Genomic DNA, 16,017 nt, shown 5'->3' with positions numbered 1-16,017 from the left:
TGAATTTTTTCAAAGTAGCATTTTTTTACTTTCTGTAGAAAACTATATTTTAGTTTTTAAAGACGTTACCACTGCGAATATATTCAACATCCGCAACCTGTAATCGAGCATTTACAACACGTGCAGCCGCAAATAAATAATCTGATAATCGATTTAAATATTTTTGTACAACTTTGGGCACATCTTCAACTTCTTTCATAAGTGTTACCATTTCACGCTCTGCTCGACGAGCAACCGTACGTGCAATGTGTAAAGTCGCAGCTGCTGGGGCCCCTCCTGGTAAAATAAAACGTTGTAATGGTGGCGCTTCATCTGATAGTGCATCAATACGAGCCTCTAGCACTTCAATTGGTTGCTCTGTAAGCTTATAATGTCGTTCTTTCATCACGTTTGCCAGATCACCACCAGCATCGAACAGCTCATGTTGAATGGTTTCTAGGTCTGTTAAAATATCTTTGAAAAGTGCTTGGTCTAATTCACTTACTGCTTTACCAATAAAAGAATTTAATTCATCAATCGCCCCATACGTTTCAACACGCAAACTGTCTTTATCAACGCGTCCTCCGATAAGACTTGTTTTACCCGTATCCCCTGTTTTTGTGTAAAGCTTCATTTCGCTCATCTCCTAAAATTCATTTTTATAATTTCTGATAGCCTGAACTGTAGTTTCAAAAACACCCTTTGCAATCATTTTACCAACCTCCGTAATGGGGCCACCATATAACATTTCTTTCCCTTTTTGAGTTGCAGCAATTAAAAGACTATCTGTAGCAGTACCAGTAGCAATAGTTCCACTACGCTCATCACGAATATTTTCTGATTGCAGAGCCTTCGTTTTCGCCTCCGTGGCTGTCATCATAGCTTGAAAAAATGCTTCCTCTGATAAACAGCCATTTATAATTACCCATGTGTTAATAGTACCAATATATGGCTGATCTTGCCTTTCATGCACACGGGATACATCTACTGCATTGCCTACTCCCGCAGTAACAGCTACTATTACACTGCCAAATGGTGCAGCCCATTCATTGATCGCCACAAGGGCTGTTGGCACTGCCGTCAGCATGACAACTGTATTCGTGGGTGAAAAATGACCTTTTTGCAAAAATTCATTAACTTCTCTTTTTACATCACTGATCACATAGTCACCAGGTACAGAGCGGTTTAACAAGCAATTATGCCATCCTATACCGGGGTTATGGACAGCAGATGATACCGTTTTTAAAGGAATCTCTGATTGAAGTTGTATAAATTGTTCTGTTATTTTAAAATGTTCTTTTTTTATTACAGCTCGCTGTTGATGGTCGCTTGCAGCAGGCATCATTGTAATTTGTGGTTTAGGAATTTCTGGATGAGCATAAGTAGCTACTCGTGCTTGGTAAATTTCTTCTATCTGTGAAGCAATTAATACTTCATGTGGTGCCCCAAAAGCTCTCATTTGTCCACTCTCCATGAGCAATAATTCATCACAATAGAGAGAAGCTAAATTCATATCGTGTAATACCATCACTACTGTTAATCCACACTCGACTGCTTCCTTCCGAACCATATCTAAAATTTGACGTTGATGGGCAATGTCTAAATGATTTGTCGGCTCATCTAGCAGTAAAATTTCCGCAGTTTGAGCAAGGGCCTGTGCAACAAAAACTCTTTGCTGTTCGCCTCCCGATAAAAATTCCATAGGTGTATGCTCATAACGTTTTATACCTGTTTGCAGCATTGCATGTTGAACCGCTTGTTCATCTTGCTCAGACCAACTTGAAAAAAAGCCCGTTTGATGTGGATAACGTCCAAGCGAAATAGTCTCTCTTACACTGTTTGAGAAAGCATTCGCATGAAGCTGTGGTAAAACAGCCATTTTTTTTGCTAAAGCACGGGCATTGTAGGACAGAATGTTTTGTCCATCAATAGAAATTGTGCCCTCAACAGCTGGTAGAATACCACTCATTACCTTTAATAATGTGGATTTCCCACTACCATTTGGCCCTAATATGCCAAGAATTTTTCCCTTCTCAACCGTAAAGCTTATATCCTTGACGATTGGTACGTCTTCATAACCACCTGATAGATGTTCAACAAAAATCACGCCCGCACCCCCTTGCTTCTCCGTTGTTTATAAAAAATATAGGAAAAAACAGGCGCTCCAATAAATGCAGTAATGACACCAATGGGCAGTTCCCTTGGCAGGATGATTGTTCTTGCGACTAAATCACAAATTATAAGTAATGTTGCACCATTTAAAAATGATAATGGCAGTAAATGACGGTGATCAGAACCCCAAATCATTCTTGTCATATGTGGTACAACCAACCCTACAAAGCCAATTGTGCCTGAAACAGCTACCGCTGCTCCAGTCAGCATAGAACCACCTACTAAAATCAAATACTTACTACGTTTTACATTGACACCTAAATGCTTCGCTCTTTCTTCCCCATATAATAAAACATTAAGCTCACGTCTCTGCGTCCACAGCATAAGGGAACCCACAATAACGAATGGGATAATCATTTGAACATACGGCCAACCACGCATAGATACAGAACCCAGTAGCCAGCCGATTACTTGGCGTAGCTCCTCTCCCGATAAGGCAATCATTAACGAGATTAACGACCCTAAAAATGAACTAAAGATAACGCCCGTTAAAATAAGGGTTTCCATCTTTAGCGAACGGTCTACTATTCTAGCAAAGCTCATAACTACAACCATTGTAATGATTGCGCCTATCATGCTAAAGGTAGGTAAGGCATACAAGCCTACAACAGGTATCGAAATATTAAAAAAAATTGTCATGACTGCACCGACAGAAGCACCGGATGAAATACCTAATGTATATGGATCTGCTAGCGGATTTTTTAGCAAGCCCTGGAAAGCTGCTCCCGCAATAGCGAGAGCAGCCCCTACTAGCCCTGCTAAAAGCACACGAGGCAAGCGAATTTTCCAAAAGATATTGGCAGCCGTTTCATCAACTGACTGATTCCACAGCACTTCTATCGGAATATGAACAGAGCCTATAGCTACGCCACACCAAATGCTAATGATAAAAAGCGTACATGTTAATACATAGGCTGTTACTACTTTTTTCACTTAAATACCTCAGGGTAGATGGCTTTTGCTAACTCCTCAAGACCATCCGCTAAACGCGGTCCTTGACGGCTTGTTGTGCTTTCATCTACTTGCACAATGGCATTATTTTTCACTGCATTTATTGTATCGAAACCAGCACGCTTTGGTATTTTTGTTAAAATATCAGGTACATAGCTATATGTCACCACGATGACATCTGGATTTTTTGTGATAATTTGTTCTGCACTAATTTCATACCAATTATCACCATCTGCTGCTACATTTTTTGCATGAATCATCTCCAGCATTGCGTTCATAAATGTGCCTTGACCAGCTGTATAAATATTAGGTTCGTCAGAGGCCTCTACAAAAACATTCTTAGGTTCAACGTCTTTCACTTTCTCCTGTACTGCTTCTACTTTCGCCTTCATGTCAGCAATGATGTTTTCAGCCTCTGGTAATTTCCCTGTGGCACGACCAAGCTGTTCAATCGTTGTATACGTTTCATTAAAATTCTGGGCATTTTTTACAACAAATACTTTCACGCCCGCCGATTCAAGTTGTGCAATGGCTGATTCTGAAAGAGACATGCTAGATTCATGTGCAAAAACGATGTCTGGCTTTAAGGCAATAATTTGTTCAATATTGTACTCCATGCCACCAACCTTATCCTTTTCAGCTACCTCTGGTGGATAATCGTCATTGTCTGTAACCCCGACTATTTCATCCTTTAAACCTAGGCCAAATAATATCTCTGTATTACTTGGAATAAGTGACACTATTTTCTCAGGAGGGGCCTCTAGAGTCATCTCCTTTCCAATAGCATCCGTTATAGTTATTGGAAATGTTGCTTCTTCCACCTTAGATGTTTCTTGTTGTGTTTGCTCCTCTGTAGCTGCGGACTTATCATTTTTCGCCTCTTGTCCACAAGCTGCTAGCAACCCTATCGTTAAAAATGCCGATACTCCTATTTTCCAAAATTTCTTCATGTGAATCCTCCTTCGTAGATTTGTGCGTTCATGTGTTAGAAGTGTTCTTCCATCAAAATAAGACCCCTCATCTTCGAATGATGAGGGGTCAAAATCGCACCAAAAAACTGATACAAAATCCACCATCCTATCCTCGTAGGCTGTCATGTCTATGCTATAAAGGCAGGTCTCCTGGCTTGTGCTCATTACGTTTTTTCAAGCCTTCCCGAAATTTTCAGTGGCATTATTTGAAAAAACTCACACTTACAGTGGCGGGACCGCATCGGAATTACACCGATTTCCCTTTTCACTTTACATAAGTAAAGAACCTTTATAATATTCAGTTGAATTATATTATACATGAAATTAAAAGAAGTCGCCTCTATATCAAGGCGACTCCAAAGGCTGTTAGACAATTTCATCAAAATACTGTACGGTTTTCATCGAAGCACCAATCGGTCGTAATGACCAAGTTTGCTCTAAATAAACATCCGCAAGTTTTTCATATTTCCCACCAAATTTTTGTGCCCATTCAACTGCGATGACACTTTCATATAAATGAGCCATTTTTTGGGCAACATCCTTTGCTTCAAACGTTTTTGTAGCTTCATCGAGAGCACTAAAAATTTGTAATGTTGCCGATAGTTTAGTTAATTGCTCTTGAACGATTTTCACTAATGAATGGTCTGTTAATACTTCTAATCGCTCGCTCATCTCTTGAACAAACAATTCATGTGCTCTGTATTTATCCACTAAGCGAATAAGCTCCAACGCTAGTATATTAGCCGTACCCTCCCATACAGTCAACACTTGCGCATCCCTTAGTAAGCGTGGTGTTACAAAGTCTTCAATATAGCCATTCCCGCCATGTAGCTCAATTGCTTCACTTGCATAATGAACTGCCTGCTCTGCCGTTTCCTTTTTCATAATGGCAATATATAAACGATTCATTATGATGTCTTGTTCTGTCCCCTGACCACTTGTCACTTTGTCGTATAATTGAATAAGATCAAAAATCGTGGCTACTTCAACATGCAGCTTAGCAGCATATTTACCCAATGTATCCTGAATCATAGGGTACTGTGTTAAAGGTTTACCAAAGGCATATCGATTTGACACATAATGCTTCGCCTCCAAGAAGCCACGGCGCATAATACCAATGGATGCCACTGCATTACAAATTCTTGATAAATTAAGCGCCTCCAACATATAATAAATCCCTTTATTTGGATCACCAACTACATAGGCGAGTGCTCCATCAAACTCTACCTCACCAGATGGAACGGCTTTCACACCTAATTTATCTTTTAGTCGTCGAATACGAAGATGGTTAACCGATCCATCTTCATTTCGCCATGGAACTGCAAATAGAGTTAATCCTTTAGAGCCTGCTTGTGCACCATCTATTCGTGCCAACACCATTGCAACCCCACACATTCCAGCATTAGACGCGAAATACTTTTCACCATAGAGGCGGTACTCATTCCCTACAAGTTTTGCTTCTACTACATTTGCACCAACATCTGAGCCTCCTTGACGTTCTGTTAAAAATGTCGCCCCCTCATATAGCTCTAAATCGCCTGTTGCACAAACATGTGGTAAGAAACGCTGCTTAACTTCTTCCTCTGCATAATGGTCTAATAAATAGGCAGTGGCCATCGTTAATGTCACAGGGCAATAAAAACCGGGCTCTGCATGTGACAGTAAATAACCTTGCGCAAAGCTATAGACATAATTCCCCTTGTGACCTAGTTGGGGAATATCCTTATGCACATAACCAACAATACCCGTATTATATGTCTCTTCAATTGTTTTTTTGTAGCCGTCATTGACCCACACCTCTGAGACCTCTTCACCATAGGCATTATACCTTTGAAGGCGAGGCTCCCCTTGTCGATCGGTATGTTTCGCCCTCACGTCTATAGCATCAGCACATAGCTCACCAAAGTCCGTCAATTCTCGATGCGCATAAGATGAAAATTCTTTATCCAACATCATTTCCAACACTTTCTGAAGCGTTTCATCACCTGTAAAGAAATTGCTTGTACGTGCTATTTCCTGTTGTAAAACTTTCATGCTATCTCACCTCTTGTCCTTTCAAAGATTGCTTTAAAATTTTGCCTGAGGCATTCCGTGGTAGCGCTTCCACTTTTTCAAAAATACGTGGTAATTTATACTTAGCAAGCCGCCCCTCTAAAAAATCTTTTAGAGCATCTTCATCAATATCCTGTTTAGCCGAATAAACAGCCTTCACTGTCTCACCCCATTGTGGATGTGGAACACCAATTACTGCCGCTTCAAATATCCCCTCAAAGCTTAAAAGGCAATCTTCTATTTCTTTCGGGTAAATATTGACTCCACCAGAAATAATCACATCTTTCTTTCGATCAACAATCCAAATAAAACCGTCTTCATCCATACGAGCGAGATCCCCTGTTTTTAACCAGCCGCCTATAAATGCCGCATTGGTTGCCACTTCATCTCTGTAGTAACCGAGCATATTACCCTCACCAAATAAAACGATTTCCCCTACTTCTCCTGCTGGTACATCTTCGCCATGGTCGTTAACAATACGTATCTCTGTACCTAAAGGTGCACGTTGACCAATACTCCCAGCCTTTTCTTCATGCTCCTTACCAAAAAGCAATGATCCACTTGGCCCCGCCTCTGTTAATCCATAAACACATGTTAAATTAGTTGTGCGGAATGACTGTTGAATAAAACGAACTTCGTTTTCGGATAACGGTGCTCCTCCATATACCCACCATTTCATAGAGGACAAATCAGCTGATTGCAATCTTGGCATCTGTGCTGTTAATAAATAAGCAACAGGTGCTCCAAAAAAATGGGTCGTTTTTTCCTGTTCAATGGAATCCATCAATAAGTCTGGCGTGAAAGTTGGTGTTAATACATTTGTAGAACCTACAAGTACACCTGCCATTAAGAATAAATGTAATGGTGCGGAATGGGTTAATGGCATCATCAGCAATATACGGCTTTCAGGCTTGACCTCCATTTCAACTGCAATCATTTGCGCAACCGTTAAAATATTTCGATAGCTAAACAATACGCCCTTCGGTTTCCCAGTTGTACCTGATGTGTACAAAATAGTCGAAGCATCATCCTCGTTTAACTGACATTCAATCGTACGAGCACTGGCACTTTGAATCATTGTTTCATACTGAAGCCAGCCCGCTACTTGCTGCCCTGTTTTAATTTTCAACGGGATTACGGCAATATGCTGGACTGCCGCAAAAATGGCTTCATGAGCAATAATTGCTTTTGCCTCAGCATGCTGTGCCACATACTCTACTTCTTGTAATGTAAACTTAGCATTGACCGGAACGACAATAGCACCCATTCGCTGAATAGCAAAATAGCTCACGACAAACTCTACAACGTTAGGCATAAAAATCAGAACTTTATCTCCCTGCCTTACACCCTGTTCTAATAAAGCATGACTAAAACGGGTCACTTGCTCATCTAAATCATGATAGGTCACTCTTCTACCATGACAAATAACAGCTTCCCTTTTTGGATACTTACGGGCATTACGTGCTAATAAATCGGAACTATTCATCGTGCATCTCTCCCCTTAAAGTCGTTAATTTTTCATTAAACATGCCATGCATTTGTTGTAATTCATTTCTCATTTGCGTAAGCTCAGCTATTTTACTATCAATCTCTTGAATTTTTTGCTCTCCGTATTCAACGGTTCGCTCCAATTGCTGAATCCCAGAGCGATCAAAGTCAAAAAGTAACACCATCTCCTTGATTTCCTCCAATGAAAAGCCGTAACGCTTTCCTCTTAAAATAAGCTTGAGCTTCGCTAATTCTTTTTTCGAAAAGGTTCGTTGATTCGTAGATGAACGTTGAGGACAAAGAAGACCAAGCTCCTCATAATAACGAATTGTGCGTGTGGACACATCGAACTCCTGAGCCACCTCCTGAATCGTCTTCATAATCGTCTCCCCCCTCCTATATGGCATCAGTATACCATTGACGTTAACGTTAACTTCAACAAAATTTTCGCAATTAACAGAAAAATATAGTTCGAAGCAGAAATTTCAGGGTTAGCCGAAACTTTTGTATATCTATCTGCCATTTTTTAATGGTGTTAACCACTTTTATCCATTAAAAAAGCCCCTAACATTTTACCTGTTAGGGGCCAAAATTGATTATTACATTTTTTCTGGTGCTGATACGCCGATTAAACGAAGTGCATTGGCAATTGTTGTACGAACAGCCGTAATTAATGCTAAGCGAGCTTCTGTTAGCTCTTTGTTTGAAGCATCTAATACTTTTTCTGCATTATAGAAGCTATGGAAAGCAGCAGCCGTTTCTTGAATATAGTTTGCGATACGATGTGGTGTACGGTGTTTCGCCGCGTCAGCAACCACTTGTGGGAAATCGCCTATCTTTTTCAGTAAATCAATTTCTTTCTCAGCTGTTAACAGGGTAAGGTTTTCACTTGTAGCAGCAAAACCTTGTTCATTGGCTGAACGTAAGATTGATGAAATACGTGCATGTGCATATTGTGCATAATACACTGGATTTTCATTGGATTGCGATACAGCAAGGTCAAGGTCAAAGTCCATATGAGAATCGCCTGCTGTTTTTACGAAGAAGTAACGAACAGCATCTAAACCAACCTCTTCCACAAGCTCACGCATTGTTACTGCATTTCCTGTACGTTTAGACATTTTGAATTTCTCACCATTTTTATAAAGCTGAACCATCTGAATTACTTCTACTTCCAATGTATCGCGATCATAGCCCAGTGCTTGAATGGCAGCTTTCATACGTGGAATATAGCCGTGATGATCAGCTCCCCAAATATTGATTAATTTATCAAAGCCACGGACAATTTTATCTTCATGATAAGCAATATCTGGCGTTAAATATGTGAATGAACCATCGTTTTTAATTAATACACGGTCTTTATCATCACCAAAAGTTGTTGAGCGGAACCAAGTGGCACCATCCTCTTCAAACACATGACCATTTGCTTTTAATTTATCTAATGCCACTTCAATTTTCCCGTTTTCATAAAGAGACGTTTCAGAATACCAGACATCAAAGTTCACACGGAAGTTTGCTAGGTCTGTTTTTAATTTGTCTAATTCTAACGCTAAACCATGCTGACGGAAGAATGCAAAACGTTCTTCATCTGATTTTGCTAGGATTGCATCACCATGCTCCTTTGCTAGCTTGCCAGCAATTTCTATAATGTCTGGGCCATGATAACCGTCTTCTGGCATTTCAGCATCCAATCCTAGTGCCTGCTTATAACGAGCTTCTAATGAGTAAGCCAGATTATTAATTTGGTTCCCTGCATCATTAATATAGTACTCGCGAGAGACACTGTAGCCAGCCATATCTAATACATTACATAATGAATCTCCAACAGAGGCACCCCGTGCATGTCCTAAATGAAGATCTCCTGTAGGGTTAGCCGAAACAAACTCTATTTGAATCTTCTCCCCTGCGCCGGCATTTGAACGACCATAGTCATTACCTTGCTCAAGCACCTGTGTAACTACCCCTGTCAGGAAATCTTTACGGACTGTAATATTCATAAAACCAGGACCGGCAATATCAATTTTTTCAATATCTGTTCCTGCAGTATCTAGGTTTTCTAAAATAGCTTCTGCAATAGCACGAGGTGGCTTCTTCGCTAGCTTTGTTAACTGCATAGCAATGTTTGTTGCATAATCACCATTTGCTTTATCCTTTGGTGTTTCCAGGTGAATCATTAATTCTGTGTCGGCCTCCACTAAGCCAGCCTTTTTAACGGCTTGAGCCAACGCTGCTTTTATAGCCTGTTGTACTTGTTCTACTGCGTTCATCATTGTACCTCCGTAAATGTAATATCTAATGTATAATTGCCAACGGATTGCCCACCCATTAGTAAATCGTACTGTACATGGAAATCTCCGCTTTCTGCCCTGTTCGTAAACGACATTTTCTTCGTATCGATAACGAGTGGCATGGAGCCAAACTCACCTTCATAATGCCCTTTTTGTTGTTCAATTATGTTCAATGGTAACCGCATACTGACCGCTCCAGCACGCATAATAAGTGCCTTCTCATGGCCTAACTTCATAGTCGTGCGGATGGTTTTATCCTCCTGCACTTCATCATATTTCAAATACAAGCTTCCTGCTTTTTCAAGTAGCTGCCCTTTGAGCCACATTTCATAACTTTCTGATTCTCCATCACTTGGACGAATCGTAGAAATGAGCTTAATGTTTACTTGCGATCTTACTTCGTTCGCCATAACGGACGCTCCCTTTTTAATCTTTTACTATAACCTTTTTATTATAGGATGAATACCAATGTTTTTTCAAGATAGAAGTCAATCAGGGCGAAACTACTAAGGATATTCATGCAATAAAAAATCCTCCCTTCTAAAGAGAGAGGATTTTCGCAATTTATCTATACCATTTTTTTATAATCAATTGCTGAATCATTAATAATAAAGCACTCACAGTCCAATATATAGGAATAATCGCTGGATTAAACAAACTAAAAATTAGAATCATGATAGGATTGATGAACACCAGCACCTTCACATTCATTGGTTGGTTTTTATCTAACGAGAGCCAACTTTGCATGAAATAGATGACACAAGCAATTATTGAAATCCCGATATCCACTGTGCCCAAATTCATCCAAAGAAAATTTTCACTGGCAATCACTGTATCTAGCTTAATCGCATAGTACAGTGAAAATAACACAGGCAATTGAATGATGATTGGTAAACAACCTAATAATGAGCTTTTCAATGAATCTGAAGTTAATTCTTGTATTTTTTGTTGAACCGTTATTTTTTCTGACTCATCATTACTATTCTTCAATTTAGCAGTAAGTACATCTAATTCAGGTTTAATAACTGTCATTAATTCCTTTGAATGCTTTTGGTGCTTGGCCGATTTAATAAAAAGCGGCATAAGTATGACTCTCACCGCAATCGTGATGCTAATGACACCAATTGCATAGCTTCCTGTAAAAGAATGAATGAAATGAATGAAATAAATGATTGGTTGCGTTAAAAAAGTAAACAATGATTCTCCTCCTAGTTTTAAAGTTTAAATAAAACTAGGAGACATACTTTCTTCTTCATTGTTTTCTGACGTTCTTATACATAGAACGAACCACGTTAGCAAAGGTGGAGTCCAAGTATTAGTGATGTCATAATCTACTTCAATCTCTTCATCTTGTATTTCTTGAACCATTAATTTATTGGCGAAATATAGCTGTAAATTAACACAGAAAACGGTTAAAACGAACGAAGCTAATAGCCAAAAATATTCCATTGTGCTCATAAAGATAAATAAATCATTCATGAGAAGAGACCAAATCACAATACTCCTCCTTCCCTTTTTATATATAAAAATTATATTCGTATTGTGAATATTGAGTCAAATAATACCTTTTTCTTATTAAATCGACTAATTAAAAAGTGGGGCTAGCCATAGCTACCCCCATCTAATTGTGTTTATTTAAATTATTTTACCCAGCCTAAAATCATTTCACGCAATAACTTAGAAGCTGTGTTAGCTGTCATTTCAGATGTATCATAAATTGGTGCTACTTCCACTAGATCAAAGCCTACAACATTTACACCGCTTGCTGCAATGGCATGAATGGAAGCTAGTAATTCTTTCGCCGTAATACCACCGCAATCAACTGTACCAGTGCCCGGTGCATGGGCTGGATCTAACACGTCGATATCGATCGTTACGTAAACATTACGACCTGCCAACGTTGGTAGAACTTCCTTTAACGGCTCCAATACTTCAAACTTAGAAATATGCATACCGTTTTCCTTCGCCCAATCAAATTCCTCTTTCATCCCTGAACGAATACCAAATGAATAAACATTTTTTGGCCCGATATGTTCGGCAATTTTGCGAATCGGTGTAGAGTGAGAAAGTGGTTCTCCCTCATACTCCACCCGTAAATCTGTGTGAGCATCAAAGTGAATGATAGCTAGGTCATCGTATTTTGCAGATACTGCTTTCATGACAGGCCAAGACACTAAGTGTTCGCCCCCCATACCAACAGGGATTTTCCCATCAGCTAATAACTTTTCAATAAATTTTTCAATTTCATCTAATGAACGTTGTGCATTTCCAAATGGCAATGGAATATCGCCTGCATCGAAATACTTTACTTCTTCAAGCTCACGATCTAAATATGGGCTGTACTCTTCAAGTCCGATTGATACCTCACGGATACGTTGTGGGCCGAATCGTGAACCTGGACGATAACTTACTGTCCAATCCATTGGCATACCATAAATGACTGCCTGAGCATCCTTATATGTAGGATGACTTTTTATAAATACATTTCCTGAATACGCTTCATCAAATCTCATTGCTAGACCTCCGTTATAAATAAAATATTATTTTGAAAAACAACTTATCTTAAAGTCCATTATTATGGCTTACAGGATTGTAATGAAACCTGTATCCTTTTATCCTCGTATACATTATTGGAACGTCTAGCAAAATTCGATTAAAATCTACAAAGCGTGATTTTCTTGTCGAATGCCAGCGTTTCAAGTAGTACAAAAAAAGTATAGATGTTTTTGAATAAAGTGCAATAGTTTTTAGGTAGAATTTCGATTAAAGATGAATGTTCGAACACATACTAACATTAAGTTCGAAGTTGTGAGAAAACGAGGTGAGAGTCGGATGAAACGAAAAAGCTATCATCGAAAGCAAAAGCGTGTAAAGCGCACACGGAAATCACTTACTTATTTTGTCGCCTTTGCAACTGCAATTGTCGTAGCATTTGTAGCACTACGCATCTATGTTCAAGTGGCTGGTGCACCGCCTTTAACCGTACCTAAAGCCTCCATTTTCTTAGATGAAAATGAGAACCAAATTGGAGACCACTTTACAAATCAACGACGTTATTGGGTTGGCCTCGAAGAGATGTCACCTTATTTAAAAGAAGCAGTAGTAGCTGTTGAAGATAAAGATTTTTATAAACATGGTGGCTTTGACTATTCACGTATTGCTGGTGCGATTTTAGTGGATATTAAAGCTGGAGGAAAGGTACAAGGAGCGAGTACAATTACCCAGCAATATGCACGTAACCTCTATCTTTCTCATGAGAAATCTTGGACACGTAAATTAAATGAAGCTCTGTATGCTTATAGATTAGAAGTTTTTTATGATAAAGACGAAATTTTAGAGGGTTATTTAAATACAGTCTATTACGGTCATGGGATGTATGGTGTTGAAGCAGCCAGTCGATTTTACTTTGGAAAGTCTGCTCGTGATTTAACGCTTGCAGAGGCAGCCATGTTAACAGGTGTACCAAAGGGTCCAAGTATCTATTCGCCAATCGCTAATTTGGACAAGGCTACAAATCGCCAACATGTTATTTTAAAGCTTATGGCAGATCAAGGAGCCATTTCACAAGAAGAAAAAACTCGTGCAGAAAATGAACAACTTGTTTTGAAAAATGATAGTTGGGTAGCAACCAAATCTGTTGCCCCCTATTTCCTAGATGTTGCTTGGCAAGAAGCGAGTGAAATTTTAAAATCAAAAAACCTGGATATTAGTGAGGGTGGCTGGACGATTCAAACGACCTTGAATCTTGAACATCAAAAAGCAGCCGAAGAAGCAGTGGCAAAAAACATGCCTGCTAATGACCTTCAAACAGCCTTTGTTAGCATGGAATCTAAAACAGGTGCTGTCACGGCATTAGTAGGTGGACGTGACTATGCAGTAAGTTCTTTTAACCGTGTGACACAGGCTAAACGTCAACCAGGTTCTACTATTAAGCCTATTTTATATGCGGCTGCTTTAGAAAACGGATACACTCCACTTACTTTTTTAGATGTGGGTGAAACAACATTTACTTATGATAACGGACGAGGAACATATGCCCCTAAAAATGTGAATGGGCAGTTTGCTGATCATGAAATGACTATGGCACAAGCTATTGCAATTTCAGATAATATTTATGCTGTGAAGACATTAGAGGACATTGGCTTCAAGGAATTTCACGATATGGCGAACCGTTTTAATGTAGGAATTGGTGCAAAGGATAATTTATCAATAGCACTTGGCACAATCGAAACAACGTTATATGAAATGACAAATGCCTACAATGTTTTAGCATCACAAGGGCAGCAAACAACTCCGACGGCAATTGTATCCATAAAAAACGCTAATGGAGATGTGATTTATGAAAACAAGGGTGTTACGAAAAAGTCGGAGACCGCTATTTCCAAAGAGAATGCATTTATCTTAACGGAAATGATGACAGGTATTTTTGACCCTGTATTCAGCGATTACTCACCTGCAACAGGTATAAGCATTCGCTCACGTATGACCCATACTTATGCAGCAAAATCAGGGTCTACCAATAGCGACCAGTGGCTCATTGGTTTTACACCAAGTCTAACTGCTGGAGTCTGGAATGGCTATGACCAAGGGAAAAATCTAACGACAAAAGAAGATACTGCAGCGACAAAGCAAATATGGATAGACTTTATGGAGGCTGTAAATAAAGGAACAAAAAATGAAGACTTCAAAAAGCCAAAAGGTGTTGAAGGTGTTGTCATTGATATCGAAACAGGTAAATTAGCGACCGATGCTTGTCCTAAACAACGCCTTGTATATATGGAATCTAAGGATGTACCAACTGAAAAATGTACAAACTTCGACATTCTTGACAGTAATACATGGGGAGAATTTTGGAATATGCTTCCATTCTCGATCTTTAAGGACTAAGAAAAACCAGCATTAATCAGGAAACCTTTTTAAACCTAATACGTTTTAAGCTATGAAGGCTCTCGACAAAGTAACAGATATACGAAAAATAAGAAAAGCTTTCTCTTCCCCGGAGACGTGTCCGTGGGAACAGAAAGCTTTTCTTTTTATGGTTTGCGAAGTATGAGCATCATGGGGCATTTGGCTTGGGTTTGGGTTGTTCAAATGCCGCATAGCGCTCATCACTTTCGCGAAACCAAGTGTCCTAGCTTACTAAAATGTAAGCTCTGCCTCAAGTTTACTTTGTTTCAAACTCACTTTCAACCTAATATCGAAAACGATTGCAAAATGTCACAGTTTGTTCAATCATTAAAGGTCTATTCGACAAATAAGTCTTGACGCAATTGCTCGCTACTTCGCTCCCACAGGTCTGGATTAAGTTGTTCTAGGAAAGTAGCTAACACTTTTTTAGACGGTATATCCATATGCTCTACGATAATATGACGCTTCATGGATTTATCCATTTTATTCACATGATCAGCCAAAATTTTATAGCCACGGCGTTTTTCACGGTTCACTACCATTTCACAAGCTGTTATACCAGCATAGTAAGGTCCATCCTCTTTATGATCGATTGTCACCCATACTAGCCAATATGGCTTTCCACCCTCTGAATCAGCACGATCCGTTGTAAATTTAATTCCGCGTTCCACATCGCTACGCGCATGCATAGCACCAATCTCAACAGATGCTGTACCCTCTTCGATATCTATAATGACTGGCGATACATTTTCTAATGAAAGCGAGCCAATCCCAAACCCCTTATGTCCATCGGTTGGATCATTTTTTATAATAGTAAAGCCCATTTTTTGTTTTGGTTTTTCTTCGTTTGCCATACTTAAATACCCTCCATTCTGCTATTATATAAGGAAGCATATAGCCACAATTAACCTGGCACGTATGCCTCAATGCAAGTAAGAAGTTTATACTACTTTCTTATAAACTAACTATACAACATTATTCTATAAAGGAGGCAATATTATGCCATACGTAACAGTTAAAATGCTTGAAGGTCGTACAGAGGAACAAAAACGTGCCCTTGTAAAAGAAGTTACAGAAGCCGTTTCTCGCACAGTGAATGCACCTGCAGAAAATGTAACAGTTTTTATTGAAGAAATGTCTAAAAACCATTACGGCGTTGCAGGCGTTCGTTTAAGTGATAAATAAATTGAACTTGGGTAGAGCCACCT

15 protein-coding genes and 1 riboswitch are annotated in these 16,017 nt (G+C 39.3%); of the genes, 2 read left to right on the top strand and 13 right to left on the bottom strand.

From position 1 onward, the window contains the following. Positions 1 to 49: 49 nt before the first annotated feature. The 12 genes from A2J09_RS21225 to speB all read right to left on the bottom strand — a co-directional run bounded on the left by A2J09_RS21225 (position 50) and on the right by speB (position 12,414). Entirely contained in the window at positions 50 to 613 is a 564-nt protein-coding gene (locus A2J09_RS21225; protein ID WP_031418478.1) for a cob(I)yrinic acid a,c-diamide adenosyltransferase, read from the bottom strand. Positions 614 to 625: 12 nt separating this feature from the next. Continuing rightward, complete coding sequence (locus A2J09_RS21220; protein ID WP_012292722.1) at positions 626 to 2,086, bottom strand: adenosylcobinamide amidohydrolase; 1,461 nt, start codon at positions 2,084 to 2,086, stop codon at positions 626 to 628. Next, positions 2,083 to 3,084: a FecCD family ABC transporter permease gene (locus A2J09_RS21215; RefSeq protein WP_012292721.1), complete on the bottom strand. Its 1,002-nt coding sequence runs from the start codon at positions 3,082 to 3,084 to the stop codon at positions 2,083 to 2,085. The genes A2J09_RS21220 and A2J09_RS21215 overlap by 4 nt, the downstream gene beginning before the upstream one ends. After that, positions 3,081 to 4,052, bottom strand: a complete 972-nt coding sequence (locus A2J09_RS21210; RefSeq protein ID WP_031418474.1) for an ABC transporter substrate-binding protein — start codon at positions 4,050 to 4,052, stop codon at positions 3,081 to 3,083. The genes A2J09_RS21215 and A2J09_RS21210 overlap by 4 nt, the downstream gene beginning before the upstream one ends. A gap of 143 nt (positions 4,053 to 4,195) precedes the next feature. Further along, positions 4,196 to 4,379, bottom strand: a riboswitch (cobalamin riboswitch). 60 nt (positions 4,380 to 4,439) lie between these two features. Then, a complete protein-coding gene (locus A2J09_RS21205; protein ID WP_012292719.1) occupies positions 4,440 to 6,107 on the bottom strand; it encodes an acyl-CoA dehydrogenase family protein in 1,668 nt (555 codons plus the stop codon). 1 nt (position 6,108) lies between these two features. Continuing rightward, the gene (locus A2J09_RS21200; RefSeq protein ID WP_012292718.1) at positions 6,109 to 7,611 is read right to left on the bottom strand and encodes a class I adenylate-forming enzyme family protein; all 1,503 of its coding nucleotides are present in this window, start codon (positions 7,609 to 7,611) and stop codon (positions 6,109 to 6,111) included. After that, the gene (locus A2J09_RS21195; protein ID WP_031418470.1) at positions 7,604 to 7,993 is read right to left on the bottom strand and encodes a MerR family transcriptional regulator; all 390 of its coding nucleotides are present in this window, start codon (positions 7,991 to 7,993) and stop codon (positions 7,604 to 7,606) included. The genes A2J09_RS21200 and A2J09_RS21195 overlap by 8 nt, the downstream gene beginning before the upstream one ends. A 219-nt stretch (positions 7,994 to 8,212) precedes the next feature. Further along, positions 8,213 to 9,880, bottom strand: coding sequence for an arginine--tRNA ligase (gene argS / locus A2J09_RS21190; protein ID WP_031418468.1), 1,668 nt, complete (start codon positions 9,878 to 9,880; stop codon positions 8,213 to 8,215). After that, the gene (locus tag A2J09_RS21185) at positions 9,880 to 10,311 is read right to left on the bottom strand and encodes a YwiB family protein (protein WP_012292715.1); all 432 of its coding nucleotides are present in this window, start codon (positions 10,309 to 10,311) and stop codon (positions 9,880 to 9,882) included. Before A2J09_RS21185 ends, argS begins: the two co-directional genes overlap by 1 nt. A 154-nt stretch (positions 10,312 to 10,465) precedes the next feature. Beyond that, on the bottom strand, positions 10,466 to 11,098 hold the full coding sequence (yidC, locus tag A2J09_RS21180; RefSeq protein ID WP_012292714.1) for a membrane protein insertase YidC: 633 nt from the start codon (positions 11,096 to 11,098) through the stop codon (positions 10,466 to 10,468). A 24-nt stretch (positions 11,099 to 11,122) separates the two neighbouring features. Beyond that, positions 11,123 to 11,398 carry a hypothetical protein gene (locus A2J09_RS21175; RefSeq protein WP_031418464.1) on the bottom strand — a complete coding sequence of 92 codons (276 nt, stop codon included), beginning with the start codon at positions 11,396 to 11,398 and terminating at the stop codon, positions 11,123 to 11,125. A 143-nt stretch (positions 11,399 to 11,541) separates the two neighbouring features. Further along, positions 11,542 to 12,414, bottom strand: coding sequence for an agmatinase (gene speB / locus A2J09_RS21170; RefSeq protein WP_012292712.1), 873 nt, complete (start codon positions 12,412 to 12,414; stop codon positions 11,542 to 11,544). A 319-nt stretch (positions 12,415 to 12,733) separates the two neighbouring features. Here speB and A2J09_RS21165 point away from each other — a divergent pair, with 319 nt between their 5' ends. Further along, positions 12,734 to 14,788, top strand: a complete 2,055-nt coding sequence (locus A2J09_RS21165; protein ID WP_012292711.1) for a transglycosylase domain-containing protein — start codon at positions 12,734 to 12,736, stop codon at positions 14,786 to 14,788. 356 nt (positions 14,789 to 15,144) lie between these two features. On the opposite strand, the gene A2J09_RS21160 is transcribed toward A2J09_RS21165, so the two are convergent. Next, positions 15,145 to 15,663 (bottom strand): YwhD family protein, encoded by a 519-nt coding sequence (locus A2J09_RS21160; RefSeq protein WP_012292710.1) that lies wholly within the window; start codon positions 15,661 to 15,663, stop codon positions 15,145 to 15,147. Between the two features lie 145 nt (positions 15,664 to 15,808). Between A2J09_RS21160 and A2J09_RS21155 the strand changes: the two genes are divergently transcribed. Beyond that, positions 15,809 to 15,994 (top strand): 2-hydroxymuconate tautomerase, encoded by a 186-nt coding sequence (locus A2J09_RS21155; protein ID WP_012292709.1) that lies wholly within the window; start codon positions 15,809 to 15,811, stop codon positions 15,992 to 15,994. The last annotated feature ends 23 nt before the right edge of the window (positions 15,995 to 16,017 follow it).

The sequence above is a fragment of the Lysinibacillus sphaericus genome (assembly GCF_001629735.1).
Classification (GTDB): domain Bacteria; phylum Bacillota; class Bacilli; order Bacillales_A; family Planococcaceae; genus Lysinibacillus; species Lysinibacillus pinottii.
This window is presented reverse-complemented; position numbering and strand designations above follow the sequence as displayed.

Excerpts from the sequence above, each read along its gene's own strand:
- A2J09_RS21185 (WP_012292715.1), bottom strand. The coding sequence starts at position 10,311 with ATGGCGAACGAAGTAAGATCGCAAGTAAACATTAAGCTCATTTCTACG.
- A2J09_RS21165 (WP_012292711.1), top strand. The coding sequence starts at position 12,734 with ATGAAACGAAAAAGCTATCATCGAAAGCAAAAGCGTGTAAAGCGCACA.
- A2J09_RS21155 (WP_012292709.1), top strand. The coding sequence starts at position 15,809 with ATGCCATACGTAACAGTTAAAATGCTTGAAGGTCGTACAGAGGAACAA.
- A2J09_RS21210 (WP_031418474.1), bottom strand. The coding sequence starts at position 4,052 with ATGAAGAAATTTTGGAAAATAGGAGTATCGGCATTTTTAACGATAGGG.
- A2J09_RS21200 (WP_012292718.1), bottom strand. The coding sequence starts at position 7,611 with ATGAATAGTTCCGATTTATTAGCACGTAATGCCCGTAAGTATCCAAAA.
- A2J09_RS21160 (WP_012292710.1), bottom strand. The coding sequence starts at position 15,663 with ATGGCAAACGAAGAAAAACCAAAACAAAAAATGGGCTTTACTATTATA.
- A2J09_RS21205 (WP_012292719.1), bottom strand. The coding sequence starts at position 6,107 with ATGAAAGTTTTACAACAGGAAATAGCACGTACAAGCAATTTCTTTACA.
- speB (WP_012292712.1), bottom strand. The coding sequence starts at position 12,414 with ATGAGATTTGATGAAGCGTATTCAGGAAATGTATTTATAAAAAGTCAT.
- A2J09_RS21225 (WP_031418478.1), bottom strand. The coding sequence starts at position 613 with ATGAAGCTTTACACAAAAACAGGGGATACGGGTAAAACAAGTCTTATC.
- A2J09_RS21195 (WP_031418470.1), bottom strand. The coding sequence starts at position 7,993 with ATGAAGACGATTCAGGAGGTGGCTCAGGAGTTCGATGTGTCCACACGC.
- argS (WP_031418468.1), bottom strand. The coding sequence starts at position 9,880 with ATGAACGCAGTAGAACAAGTACAACAGGCTATAAAAGCAGCGTTGGCT.